Below are 12,995 nucleotides of genomic sequence, written 5' to 3'. Positions count from 1 at the left end.
TGCATTTTTACGTCCCGCACCTTTTTTTTCTGATCCGGCTCGGCGCAGGATCCTCACTCACTTCCAGTTCTACCAGACCACGTCGCACCGTCTTGGGATCCATATCAAATAACCCAGACACATACTCAATACCGCCGTGCCCTAGCTTGGCCGCTTCAATCCCCGCATACCGCCGCCGATCCTTTTCTGATAGCAGCAGAAACAACCGCTGCATCTTCAGTTCAATGCTTTTATCGTAAACAGCCACAATTTGTCATTCACCAATTATAAATTGGCTTTATTATCCATAATCCTGCATGAACATTCTAATCCAATTTCTGGAAGTTATTTTTGACGACATCCTAATTTCATCACTATCAAATGCAGCAGAGGAAATACAGCAAACATTTATTAAAGAAAATGAGCTTGAGGTTTTCGTACGTGATGATTGCCCACATTGCGCAAAAGCCAAAAAATTTCTTTTAAGATTTGGAAGCGAACGGCCTTGGTTACGCATAGTTTACCGTTCAGTCGATCACGATGTATCTGCTAGTGATGATTTGATGAAATATTCTCAGAAAGCAGGTGTCTGGCCACCCGGCGTGCCTGCATTTTACTTCAAAAATCAACTACTTGTTGGTTTCGATAATGCTGATCATATTGGTATTTTATTAGAATCTTTGGTGGATCAAACTACGACAGACAAAGAGGCAAAGAGCAATCAGATTGAGACAGCGCTATTCGGTACTATCAGTGTTTTCCAGTTGGGTCTACCACTGTTCACGTTAATAGTAGGCTTGCTTGATGGCTTAAATCCATGCGCGATGTGGGTATTGTTATTCTTACTCTCGATGCTTGTGCATTTGCAAGACCGTAAAAGAATGGCGCTTATTGCCGGTATTTTTGTTTTGGTTAGTGGAATAGTTTATTACGCATTCATGGCAGCTTGGCTCAATGTTTTTTTATTAATTGGTTTGTCGGCTGTCGTGAGATGGATATTGGGCGGGATGGCATTAATCGTTGGTGGATTGAATATGAAGGATTTCATCTTCTGGAAAGGGGGGTTCTCATTATCTATTCCAGATTCTGCTAAGCCTGCTCTATATGCTCGAATGAGAGCAATTCTGGCTACAAACAGGATGCTATCTGCTCTGATAGCAGTTGCGGTATTGGCAGTCATGGTTAATTTTATCGAATTATTATGCACAGCAGGTTTTCCCGCCATCTATACCGCAATATTGACTCAGCAGGATTTACATCCAATAACTTATCATGCATATTTAGGTCTTTATATTCTTGGATACTTGACAGATGATGCGCTCATGGTGGGAGCAAGTGTAATTGCATTAAGTAGCCATAAGCTTACGATGCAAACAGGGCGCTTACTCAAGCTAGTTAGTGGATTATTGATGCTGGGATTGGGAGGAATACTCATTCTGCGTCCAGCATGGTTGGTATAACTTTCTGAAAAGCTAAAATTAATTAGTTTTCTTAGATATTAATTATTAGATTCTGACTGATTTCCAATATGTAGATTTCCAGTAACGATCATCTAATCTGGATATCGTTACTCCTCTAGATCTGGACGCATGAATAAATTTTCTATTTTCAAGGTAAATACCTACATGATTTGATCTTTTATTAGTTCTAAAGAAAATTAAATCACCTGGTTTAAGATCATTTTTACTTATTATTTTTCCTAACCTTGATTGCTGGGTTGCTGTTCTTGGTAATTCCTTACCTAATCCTTTTTTATAAACAATATGAACGAATCCTGAGCAATCGATTCCGTCTTGACTTAACCCCCCAAGCTGATAGCGCACTCCCTGCCATTTTTTATAATTTTCATACAAAATATTTTTTACAGAGTGTGAATTTATTTTGTCATCATTTTGGATGTGAGAGGGCTGTCTATTAAAATTTGCCTCCTTTTTTCCTATTGATCCACAACCAGTTACTAAACATGCGTAAATAAATAAAATGACAATGTTCTTATCAGACATGCTTTTAATTTATACTTACATGATATATTAATAAAAAGTATATCAAGGAATAATATAAATGGAAAGTATTGTTTATATTAAAATTTTATGAAGCTTTTCTTATCTGAAAATTTTTATGGATAGATTAGTTCTAGAGATTAAATATTTTTTGCTTAATAATATATGGTAGAAAAAGTAGGAGCTAGACATTTCCTTCATCTTTTTTCCTCATTTGGATCTATAAAAAAGCTGCAAACATAGTATTGTAAAAGCCTTACGATTGAATGAGAAAAAGTCACTCAATGGGGAAATTAGGTTTTGTGCGGAATTTGAGCAAAAATTACTGGCAAATGTAATAGATGCGGTTGTGCAGGAGATAGCACAATTTGAGGAGAAGTTGCGTTGTTCATCCCCGGTCGCTGAGTACACGTATGCTGTGATCAAGGTGGAAGTGCTATTATTCCATTTCTAGATCAAAAGTTAATTATTAACTATGGAAAGTTATTGAATTTACATCAATAAATAATTCAATAAATATCCTTTAAATTTAAAAACGGAATTAGCTCTGAGTCCAGGCTGTGTAATGAGAATACCGAGAAAGGGACTAATGTTAAAACTAGAACGAGCGATCGATTGATAAACTTATTACATTTCAAACCAAAACTGACTTTGTCGGCTTCACCTTGCCGTATAGATTGATACTGTCTGCGGCTCGCCTTTGCGCCATTTGTGATTTGAAAATGGAGAGGTTATTTGAGTACTTTGCGAGAGATTATATTAGTGGTTGCACAAAAAGCGGTTATTGATCGCATAAATTGGATTAATTTTTTCAATTTTTTATAGCTGGACCATTTCGATCTCATAGTTTAGCTGTTGAAGCATTAAGAGAGGGTCATTAGATTGTGTAATAGGTCTACCAATTACCAAATAATCAGCACCATTTTGTATCGCTTCTTGGGGTGTTGCTACACGAGCCTGATCATTTTTATTACCATTCAGAGGACGAATTCCTGGTGTTACCAAGCAAAAATCTTTTGAAATGATTTTTCTAAGCTGCGGGGCTTCCATGGCTGAGCAAACTACACCATCCAGACCACAATCGCTGGCAAGTAAAGCAAGGCGTTGTACAATATCGATGGGTTCTTCATTCAAGCCTATCTCATAGAGATCGCTCTTATTTAAGTTGGTAAGTAATGTTACCGCGATGAGCTTTGTTTTTTTTGTGGAGAGTGCTTCTTGAGCAGCAATAAGCATTTTTCTCCCTCCCAACGCGTGAACATTAACCATCCATACGCCCAGATCTGACGCAGCTCGACAAGCATTTGCTACCGTATTCGGAATATCATGATATTTTAAATCAAGAAAAATATCAAAACCGTAACTCATCAATTGTTCAATTAATTGCGGGCCAGCACTAGTAAAAAGTTCTTTACCAATTTTTATTCTACATAAATTCTTATCTAATTTGGATGCAAATTCAAGCGCCTGTTTTTTATTAGAAAAATCAAGCGCAACAATAATACGGGGATTATTCATGTAGTCACGTTAGGAGCATTATAATTTTTTTCTTAATCTTTTGATTAAACAAAAGAAATATCCCAAAATAATACCTAATGCAAAAAATGCTAATAGAGCTACTATTAGTGGAGCTTGCCATTCAAAGCCAAAATAATAATGAATAGTTATTATTTCAGTATTTTTTGCGGCAAAGCTAACTAGGAATAAGAAAAGTATTATATTTAAAAGCCAATTAAAAAAATACATAAGCTTTACATTATATAAAATATGAAGATGCTCTCTTCGACCAATAATTGCTATTAGTTCAAAAAGAGCATCCTCTATATTTTAAATGGATTTATTATGCTCTATCTTTTGCTTTAAAATCAACGCGTTCACGCATTTTCTTTCCAGCTTTAAAATGTGGAACATATTTTTCAGGTACATGAACCTTCTCTCCTGACTTTGGGTTGCGGCCAACACGAGCTGGCCTGTAATTTAAATCAAAACTGCCAAAACCGCGAATTTCGATACGCTCCCCTCTAGAGAGGCTATTAGCCATCGCATCAAGTATCATCTTGACGGCTAATTCAGTATCTTTTGCCAAGAGCTGAGGGTATCGAGCAGCAAGCTTGGAAATCAATTCAGATTTCGTCATCGATGTCCTTTATTGTTCTTCAGAGTTTTTGCTATCCATTTTAGCTTTGAGCAATGCTCCCAGATTAGTAGTACCTGTACTGGCAGGAGTTTTAGTGGTGACCATCTGTAATGCACTATTTTCTTCATATTGATCTTTTGCTTTTATGGAAAGATTGATATTACGATTCTTACGATCAATATTGATGACCATCGCTTCAATCTGATCCCCCTCTTTGAGCTGAGTCCGTATATCTTCAATTTTGTCACGAGATACTTCAGAAGAACGCAAATAACCTTCAACTTCTTCAGTTAAAGCGATGACTGCACCTTTGGCATCGATTGATTTTACAGTGCCCTTGACAATACTATTTTTATCGTGTGCTGCAACAAATATAGTAAAAGGATCTCCTTCTAACTGTTTTATTCCCAGGGAAATACGTTCTTTCTCAACATCAATCGATAATACAACGGCTTCTACCTCATCACCTTTTTTATAATTTAGTATGGCTTCTTCACCTGGCTGAGTCCAGGAAAGATCAGATAAATGAACTAGGCCGTCAATATTGCCCGGTAAGCCGATGAATACCCCAAAATCAGTGATAGATTTTATTTGACCCTTGACCTTATCACCTTTTTCATGGCTCATTGCGAATTCTTCCCAAGGATTAGGTTTGCATTGTTTCATTCCAAGAGAGATACGACGGCGCTCCTCGTCTATCTCAATAATCATGACCTCAACTTCATCACCTAATTGTACTATTTTGGAAGGATAGACATTTTTGTTGGTCCAATCCATTTCAGAAACATGCACTAAACCTTCAATTCCTTGTTCAATTTCTACAAAGGCACCGTAGTCTGTGAGATTAGTTACTTTACCAAAGAGGCGTGTGCCTGGAGGATAGCGTCTTGAGAGACCCACCCATGGATCCTCGGTTAATTGCTTCATGCCTAAGGAAACACGGTTTTTTTCTTGATCAAATTTAAGCACCTTGGCTGCCACTTCGTCGCCAACATTAATGATCTCTGAAGGATGTTTTACACGACGCCAAGCTAAATCTGTGATATGAAGGAGTCCGTCTATTCCGCCTAGGTCAACAAACGCACCATAATCAGTAATATTTTTAACAATACCATGCACAATAGCGCCTTCTTGCAAGTTTGCCAATAGAGATTCTCGATCCGCTCCTTGAGTTTCTTCTAGCACCGCGCGTCGAGATATAACAACATTATTGCGTTTACGGTCGAGCTTAATGACTTTGAATTCCATTTCCTTATTTTCATAAGGAGTAGTGTCCTTGACGGGTCGGATATCTACTAATGAACCAGGTAAGAAAGCACGAATACCGTTGACCATGGCAGTTAATCCACCCTTTACCTTACCATTGACCATGCCATTTACTATGGTGCCTTTTTCCATAGCTTCTTCCAGGTCATGCCAAGCATTTAATCGTCTAGCTTTATCTCTGGACAAGCGCGTTTCACCAAAACCGTCCTCGAGCGCATCAATAGCAACACTGACAAAATCTCCTACCTTAACTTCAATCTCGCCTCTGTCATTTTTAAATTCCTCAATAGGAATATAACTTTCGGATTTGAGGCCTGCATTGACCACTACAAAATTATAGTCAATTCGCACAACTTCTGCGGTGATGACCTCACCTACACGCATTTCTTTACGTGTAAGGCTTTCTTCGAAGAGTTTGGCAAAATTTTCTGAGGAAGGGGTTACGTTGGAAGCAATAGTCATTATAGAAAAATACCCGATTTTAATTTCATCCCATAAATGAGATGGTGAGTTAGTTAAAAGTTAATCAAAAATTACTTGAATTATAAAATATAGTTTTATTTAAAAAATAAAACCTCTTCTCATTAAATTTAATTCTTGCAGGCCGCATTATGCAACCGCAGTACTTCATTAACAGCCTCCTCAATACTGAGAAAAGTTGTATCTAACAATTTTGTATCTACTTGTTGCTTTAGAGGAGAAATATCGCGATTGCTATCACGCGTATCGCGTTCATAAATATCCTGCAATATGGATTGCATGTTAGCATTTATTCCTTTCTCTATCAACTGCTTATAGCGTCGTCGTGCTCGCTCTTCTGCACTGGCAGTAAGAAAAATTTTAAGGGAAGCATCTGGAAACACAGCTGATCCCATATCTCTGCCATCTGTTACTAATCCAGGTGATTGGCGAAATGCACATTGGCGCTGCAGTAATGCTGCTCTTACTGCGGGTTGGCCAGCAATTATAGAGGCCAGTTTACTGCATTGTTCGCTACGTATAGCATCTGAGACATCTTCTCCATTTAATAGAATAGACGAGCCATCGAAAGTTGCATTTAAATGTGAAGCAATATCTGCTATGTCCGACTCATTCGCACAATCAGTATTTGATCGTATTGCTACCAACGCCACTAGACGATAAAGTGCGCCACTGTCAAGATAATGGTAAGCAAGTTTTTGAGCAACCATTTGTGCGACTGTACCTTTTCCAGAAGCTGAAGGACCATCAATAGTAATGACTGGAATAATGTGACTTTCCATAAAAACCTCTTGAGTAAAAATATGAGAACTCGTAGTGTCAGGAATGCACAATCATCGCAAATTTTTCAAAATAATCTGGGAAGGTTTTAGCGACACAACCCGGATCATTGATGCGTAGAGGGACACCTAGCGATACAAGAGAAAAACACATCGCCATCCGATGATCATCGTATGTATCGATGATTGCATGAGGAGTTAATGCGGTAGCAGGTGGTGTAATCCGTATAAAATCCTTGCCTTCCTCAACCAGAGCGCCAACTTTACGCAATTCCTTTGCCATTGCTGAAATACGGTCAGTTTCCTTGACCCGCCAACTCGCAATATTTCTGAGTGTAGTCGTTCCTTTTGCAAACAAGGCCGTTGTGGCTAATGTCATGGCTGCATCGGGGATATGATTGCAATCAAGATCAATAGCTTGCAGAGACTGACGAGAAGTGTCACTAATTGGCGAAGAAGACTCAATCCAATTTTTTCCTTTTGTGATATAAGCGCCCATTTTTTCTAACGCATCAGCAAAATGAATATCGCCCTGCAAACTCTCTGTACCTACACCTTCCACGCGCACGGGTCCGCCACCAATCGCTCCAGCAGCCAAAAAATAGGATGCTGAGGAAGCATCTCCTTCTACAATTATTTCACCTGGACTCTTGTATGCTTGTGGGGCAGTTACTGTAAATTGTTGCCAATTTTCTTGTATGACTTGGACACCAAATCGTGCCATTTGAGCCAGAGTAAGTTCAACATAAGGTCTTGAAATAAGTATGCCATTAACCATAATTGTGGTAGTTTTACTGGTTAAGGGTAACGCCATCAGGAGTCCGCTGAGAAATTGACTCGAAACATCTCCTTTGATTGAAATGGCTTTGGTTTGTATTTTAGCAGGCTTAATCTCTAAGGGAGGAAAACCTTCATTTCCAAGATAAGCAATATTGGCATTTAATTGACGTAGAGCATTTACTAAATCCGCAATAGGGCGTTCATGCATGCGGGCTACGCCAGATAATCGATAATGCCCTCCCATTATCGCAAGCACCGCCACGAGAGGACGAAAAGCAGTACCAGCATTACCTAGAAATAAATCAGCTTGTTTGACTGGGAATTTCCCTTCAATACCTTCCACGCTGTAATCATTTTTATTAATTTGATTGATTTTAACTCCGAGCGTTTCAAGTGCCTTCAGCATTTGTGCTGTATCATCGGAAATCAGCAGATTCTGAACCAGGGTTTTACCGTTTGCTAGTGCTGCAAGTAAAAGGATACGATTAGAGATGCTTTTGGAACCTGGCAGTTGAATGATGCCACGTGCAGCATTAGCAGCAGGAAGATCAAGCCAGTCCATAAATTTTCCGAAAAATAAATATACTATAGGTCTTCATGTCTTTTTTATAATGGCAAATTAGCTGAGCAGGGCAGGATAGTCTAGGGTAAACAAAAGTTATGAATAGAAGGAGAACGTAAATTTGTAGTGCCTGCTATAATAATAAATTTTCTAGCGATACGACTAGCTAAAAACTCGAGAGCTAGGATTCATATTTAATTAAATTATAATTGATAGGTAATGGGACTGAGCAATGGAAGATGATTCTTTAAATTCACTAATTATTTCTGTACTGGCTATTCCATTTGTCATTGCAATCCAACTCTGGGTAAAAGACCGGAGAGATCGCCGACGTAATAATGATGGTGAAGTAGAGTTTAAGACCACGCGTGAAGCACTTTTTTCATTTTTGATAGAAGGAATAGCGGTAGTTGGAGGATTGGCCATTCTTATTGCTGCAACATCTGGAATTGCTAAGTATATTATTAATGTTTATGGCTAATTGAGCCTCAAAAAGCCTATTAAGGCTATATAGTATGAATACTGTAATTGAAAGAAAATCTCATTACAGTATTCACTTTTTAATGCGAAAAATAAAGAGATATTAAAGGATTAATGTAGAAGATAATAAGTCTGATGAGCGTACAGTTGGACTCTTATGCACGTTTTTTCTTACTTGAAGACGGTGATGTTTTAACTTCACTTATATTTTCTATTTTTGCTTTGGAAGCCTTCTGCTCAAATTCAAACTCTATTTTACCTTCTTTTCCGATTACCAAATAAGCCGAGAATGGTCGTCCTTTCTTGGAAATAAATTTAGTTAACAAATCAGTCTTCCTTGTTTGTAGCAATTTAACGATTTGCTCCTGTTCGATAGCTCGGCTGAGAATAATTTTTCCGGTTTTAAAGTCGCATGTGTGCGTTGCGCCTACTGCCTTTTCGCAGACATAATATAATCCGTGCTCATAAACAGAATTGCTGCATTTGGGGCATTTGCCGAGAGGGTGTTGGTTGGAAAAATCAATTGCATCAGCCTCTTCCATATCATTGCTACCAAACTCAAATTTCATCTCGAAGGTATCAGTAAGCTTAATGATCGCGTTAAATAAACGTCCCATTTTGCTGCGAAACCCTTGCAATGGACCAATTTCACCTTTTGAAATGAGAGTTTCCATTTCTTCTATTTCGAATTGCCGTCCAGCCAGAATTTTCCATAGAGCAAAATCACACTGTTGGCATTGAAATTTCTTGTATGTCTCTTGTATCACTCCCCCACATTTGGGGCAGGGGACTTTGAGCGTCGCAAAATCGCCACTGATCGTTTTTCCACGATGATTTTTTGCTTGCTCGACAATATGCTTCGTCATGTCAGCAATTTTAGCCATGAACGCTTCACGCTTTAGTTTACCTTGCTCGATCTGACGTAATTTGAATTCCCAATCACCTGTTAATTCCGGAGAGATCAACTCAGGTATTTTTAGCCCGCGCAATAAGGTAACAAGCGAAAATGCTTTGGCAGTCGGATATAATTCTCGTCCCATGCGCTGTATATAATTTTCTGAGACGAGACCTTCAATGATGGCTGCACGCGTGGCCGGTGTGCCAAGCCCTTTTGCACTCATTGCTGCCCGTAATTCTTCGTCTTCAACTAGTTTTCCCGCTCCTTCCATAGCAGATAACAGAGTTGATTCATTGAATCTCGCTGGTGGCCGAGTTTGATTGGAAATGACCTTGATTTCCTCAGTAGTAGCTGATTTATCAGCGCTGATCGCAGGTAAAACAGTGCCATCATTCTTATCATCATGTATGAGAGATTTGCCGTAAACGGCTTGCCATCCAGCATTAATCATAATTCTACCCTCTGTTTTAAAGGGCTCGCCTTCAACGCGCGTAATACGAGTTGTTACAAGAAATTCTGCAGCTGGATAGAAGATTGCAAGAAAACGTTTGGTTACCAGATCGTAAAGCTTTGTTTCCGCATCATTTAATTTTTTTGGCTCAAGTGAAGTTGGAATAATGGCAAAGTGATCGGAAACTTTCGTGTTGTTAAAAATACGCTTATTAGGTTTTACCCAATCAGAATCCAGAATTTGCTTGGCGAATTGGTCGTATTCAGTGGTTACCAGTGCATGTAGGGTATCTTTTACAGGCGCAATGTAATCTTCCGGAAGTGCGCGTGAATCAGTACGTGGATAAGTTAATACTTTATGTTTTTCGTAGAGCGCCTGTGCCAGCCCTAATGTTGTTTTAGCAGAAAAACCAAAGCGACTATTGGCATCTCGTTGTAAGCTTGTGAGGTCGTATAATAACGGACAGGTTTCTTTTGCAGGCTTGCTTTCTTCGCTAACTATGCCTGGTTTGCCTTGACATTTGATCTTGATCGCTTCTGCTTTATTTTTCTCCCATATACGTTCTGCTCTGGCTTCACTATTTTCTTTATCTTTTGAAAATTTTTCATCAAACCATTTTCCTTTGTAGTGATCATTGTTATTAGAAAAAATAGCGTGGATCTCCCAGTAATCTTTGGGCACAAATTTCTTGATGGCTTCTTCCCGTTCAACCAGTATGGCTAACGTTGGGGTCTGAACACGTCCCACAGTGGTTTTATGGAAGCCACCTTCTTGAGAATTAAACGCCGTCATTGCACGGGTACCATTAATCCCAACTAACCAATCTGATTCAGAACGACTGACAGCGGCTTCTGCTAATGGCTGCACTTCACTATCATCAAGTAATTTAGAGAAAGCCTCTCGAATGGCAGCAGGTGTCATGGATTGCAACCATAGGCGTTTAACGGGTTTTTTTATATCCGCGTAGCGAGTGATATAACGAAAAATTAATTCTCCTTCTCGTCCAGCATCACAAGCATTAATTAGCGTACCCACATCTTTTCGCTTGATCAGTTTTATCAATAATTTCAATCTATTAGCTGTTTTTTCGATGGGGGCAAGATCAAAATAGGGAGGAATAACTGGTAAATGATCAAAGCTCCATTTGCCGCGCTTGACTTCATAATCCTCCGGTACAGTCAGCTCAAGCAAATGGCCAACCGCAGAGGATAAAACGTATTCGTCGCTTTCAAAATAATCAGTTTCTTTAGTGAAATTACCTAATGCACGGGCAATATCTGTTGCCACGGAAGGCTTCTCGGCGATGATCAATTTTTTGCTCATGAATTTTGGCTAGATAATGATATTTATTATTAATTACAAAATTGAAATATTCAGATTATTCAGAGAAGTCAAAGGTACATTTTGTGCGCCTGACCCCTTTATTTTAAGGGCAGTTATTGCCCATTAAATAAAGAGTTTATATAAAGTCGAACAGAGTAATTGTTTTGCAACAATTAATGCCGGTATCGCGGATTACTCGCTATGAATAAAGTTTCCAGAACATTGGGGTCGGTTAATTGATTTTGTATCCATAGATCAAGCAAAACGACAAGCTTAATCTTTTCCAGACTGGAATTATTTCCATTCATTTTAAGAACACGGTCAATTAATAATTCCCGTTGTAGTGGATTAAGAATACCTGCCTGCTCAAGAAAAAGAATAAATCCAAGTCCTTCCTTATCAATTGCTTCCATTTCAGAAGGCATGAACCATCGTAGTGATTTGCTTTGAGCAAGCGTTGCCGGATAGTGATCATTATCACCTTTTGTAAGATCTGATAACCAATTAAGTGCTTGGTTAATTTCATCCTCTCCAAAGCCAGCTATAGTTAATTTATGCGTTAAGGTTGCAGAATCTGGGCAACCTCCTCTGTCGAAATAATTTTCGAATAAGTAAATTAAAATTTCGTACATATAGACGCTCTCTTTCGCTGGATGCACATTAGCAGATTTTTTGTTGGATAAATTTTATCAATGGCATTAACGAACTCTCTGATAGCGGCCGCCAGGTAAGCTGGCAACCATTCCATTTAGCTCTAGTGTCAATAGCATGGCGGATACTGCTTCGACCGTCAAGCCACTTCGCATACATAAGGTATCGATATCGATCACGTCATAGCCCAAGTGGGGCAACAATAGCGAATCCTCTTGCGAATCACTAAAATCAAGTGTTATGTTGGTATTTTCATGGGATAACGCAGTCTGACAGTTAAGTTCATCCAGGATATCCTGAATATTTTCTATCAATTTTGCCCCTTGCTTAATCAATGCATGACAGCCCTTGGACAAAGGTGAATGTATGGAACCGGGTATGGCCATCACCTCGCGCCCCTGTTCTAATGCTTGTTTTGCAGTGATAAGTGAGCCACTGTGCAAAGTGGCTTCAACGACTAAACAGCCAAGACTCATGCCGCTGATAATTCTGTTGCGACGAGGAAAATTTCTGCCCAATGCAGGCATTCCCAGGGGAAATTCCGAAAGGATTGCACCTTCTTTTGCCAGCTGGTGTGCTAGCTCTCGATTTCTTGCAGGATAGACAATATCGAGCCCCGTCCCTACCACAGCAATGCTCGCTGAAATCCCGCGTAGGCCACCTTGATGTGCGGCAGTATCAATTCCTTGAGCCATTCCACTAACGATGCAAAATCCAGCATTACTTGCAGCTTCAGCGAAAGCACTCGCATTGATTATGCCTTGAGGCGTCGCATTACGACTCCCAACGATAGCAAGGGCAGGTGAATTGAGAAGTTTGCGTTGCCCTTTTAAGTAAAGCAAAGGAGGAGGATCGGCAATATTAAGCAGTAGCTTTGGATAATCATGATCTGCAAGGGTAATGATGTGGTTAGAAGGGTCTTCCAACCATTTAAGTGTACCATCGACTTTGCTCTTGTCTGCACGTCGGCCGAGGTTATGAGCGGCTTGCTTTTTTACGATACGTTCCAGTTGATAGGTATCCGCTGAAAGAATTTCTCTTGGGCTACCAAAGGCAATAAGTAGCTTTCGAATGGACTCACTACTTAAGTTATCTATTAAAATAAGATTAAGCCAGGATTCAACATCTGGCGGAGCTTTCATGGTAAAGAATAATGCTTATCGTGATATAAAAAAGATAATAAATAGAACTTATCATGGAAATAAGAAA

The 12,995-nt window shown here is 39.2% G+C and carries 14 protein-coding genes; 3 read left to right on the top strand and 11 right to left on the bottom strand.

Annotated elements, in window-relative coordinates:
• Positions 1 to 7: 7 nt before the first annotated feature.
• Positions 8 to 214 carry a hypothetical protein gene (locus tag AAW31_RS22210; protein ID WP_046851391.1) on the bottom strand — a complete coding sequence of 69 codons (207 nt, stop codon included), beginning with the start codon at positions 212 to 214 and terminating at the stop codon, positions 8 to 10.
• An 82-nt stretch (positions 215 to 296) separates the two neighbouring features.
• On the opposite strand from AAW31_RS22210, the gene AAW31_RS12150 reads away from it, so the two are divergent.
• Positions 297 to 1,439, top strand: coding sequence for a glutaredoxin domain-containing protein (locus AAW31_RS12150; protein WP_046850429.1), 1,143 nt, complete (start codon positions 297 to 299; stop codon positions 1,437 to 1,439).
• Between the two features lie 45 nt (positions 1,440 to 1,484).
• Here AAW31_RS12150 and AAW31_RS12145 read toward each other — a convergent pair whose 3' ends face one another.
• Positions 1,485 to 1,982, bottom strand: coding sequence for a C40 family peptidase (locus AAW31_RS12145; RefSeq protein WP_046850428.1), 498 nt, complete (start codon positions 1,980 to 1,982; stop codon positions 1,485 to 1,487).
• A gap of 259 nt (positions 1,983 to 2,241) precedes the next feature.
• Here AAW31_RS12145 and AAW31_RS12140 point away from each other — a divergent pair, with 259 nt between their 5' ends.
• On the top strand, positions 2,242 to 2,433 hold the full coding sequence (locus AAW31_RS12140) for a hypothetical protein (protein ID WP_046850427.1): 192 nt from the start codon (positions 2,242 to 2,244) through the stop codon (positions 2,431 to 2,433).
• 365 nt (positions 2,434 to 2,798) lie between these two features.
• Here AAW31_RS12140 and pyrF read toward each other — a convergent pair whose 3' ends face one another.
• The 6 genes from pyrF to aroA form a co-directional block, all read right to left on the bottom strand.
• On the bottom strand, positions 2,799 to 3,497 hold the full coding sequence (gene pyrF / locus AAW31_RS12135) for an orotidine-5'-phosphate decarboxylase (RefSeq protein WP_046850426.1): 699 nt from the start codon (positions 3,495 to 3,497) through the stop codon (positions 2,799 to 2,801).
• 18 nt (positions 3,498 to 3,515) lie between these two features.
• Positions 3,516 to 3,725, bottom strand: a complete 210-nt coding sequence (locus AAW31_RS23685; RefSeq protein WP_046850425.1) for a lipopolysaccharide assembly protein LapA domain-containing protein — start codon at positions 3,723 to 3,725, stop codon at positions 3,516 to 3,518.
• A gap of 94 nt (positions 3,726 to 3,819) precedes the next feature.
• On the bottom strand, positions 3,820 to 4,116 hold the full coding sequence (locus AAW31_RS12125; protein WP_046850424.1) for an integration host factor subunit beta: 297 nt from the start codon (positions 4,114 to 4,116) through the stop codon (positions 3,820 to 3,822).
• Positions 4,117 to 4,125: 9 nt separating this feature from the next.
• Positions 4,126 to 5,844 carry a 30S ribosomal protein S1 gene (gene rpsA / locus AAW31_RS12120; protein ID WP_046850423.1) on the bottom strand — a complete coding sequence of 573 codons (1,719 nt, stop codon included), beginning with the start codon at positions 5,842 to 5,844 and terminating at the stop codon, positions 4,126 to 4,128.
• Positions 5,845 to 5,972: 128 nt separating this feature from the next.
• Positions 5,973 to 6,644: a (d)CMP kinase gene (cmk, locus tag AAW31_RS12115; protein WP_046850422.1), complete on the bottom strand. Its 672-nt coding sequence runs from the start codon at positions 6,642 to 6,644 to the stop codon at positions 5,973 to 5,975.
• Positions 6,645 to 6,681: 37 nt separating this feature from the next.
• Entirely contained in the window at positions 6,682 to 7,983 is a 1,302-nt protein-coding gene (gene aroA, locus AAW31_RS12110) for a 3-phosphoshikimate 1-carboxyvinyltransferase (protein WP_046850421.1), read from the bottom strand.
• A 232-nt stretch (positions 7,984 to 8,215) separates the two neighbouring features.
• On the opposite strand from aroA, the gene AAW31_RS12105 reads away from it, so the two are divergent.
• Positions 8,216 to 8,464, top strand: coding sequence for a hypothetical protein (locus tag AAW31_RS12105; protein ID WP_046850420.1), 249 nt, complete (start codon positions 8,216 to 8,218; stop codon positions 8,462 to 8,464).
• Positions 8,465 to 8,618: 154 nt separating this feature from the next.
• Here AAW31_RS12105 and AAW31_RS12100 read toward each other — a convergent pair whose 3' ends face one another.
• The 3 genes from AAW31_RS12100 to dprA all read right to left on the bottom strand — a co-directional run bounded on the left by AAW31_RS12100 (position 8,619) and on the right by dprA (position 12,928).
• On the bottom strand, positions 8,619 to 11,135 hold the full coding sequence (locus AAW31_RS12100; RefSeq protein ID WP_046850419.1) for a DNA topoisomerase III: 2,517 nt from the start codon (positions 11,133 to 11,135) through the stop codon (positions 8,619 to 8,621).
• 173 nt (positions 11,136 to 11,308) lie between these two features.
• Complete coding sequence (locus AAW31_RS12095) at positions 11,309 to 11,767, bottom strand: DUF494 domain-containing protein (RefSeq protein ID WP_046850418.1); 459 nt, start codon at positions 11,765 to 11,767, stop codon at positions 11,309 to 11,311.
• A 66-nt stretch (positions 11,768 to 11,833) separates the two neighbouring features.
• Complete coding sequence (gene dprA, locus AAW31_RS12090; protein ID WP_046850417.1) at positions 11,834 to 12,928, bottom strand: DNA-processing protein DprA; 1,095 nt, start codon at positions 12,926 to 12,928, stop codon at positions 11,834 to 11,836.
• Between the last annotated feature and the right edge of the window lie 67 nt (positions 12,929 to 12,995).

The sequence above is a fragment of the Nitrosomonas communis genome (assembly GCF_001007935.1).
GTDB lineage: Bacteria > Pseudomonadota > Gammaproteobacteria > Burkholderiales > Nitrosomonadaceae > Nitrosomonas > Nitrosomonas communis.
Note: the sequence above shows the minus strand (reverse complement) of the source record. Positions and strands in the feature narration are given on the sequence as shown.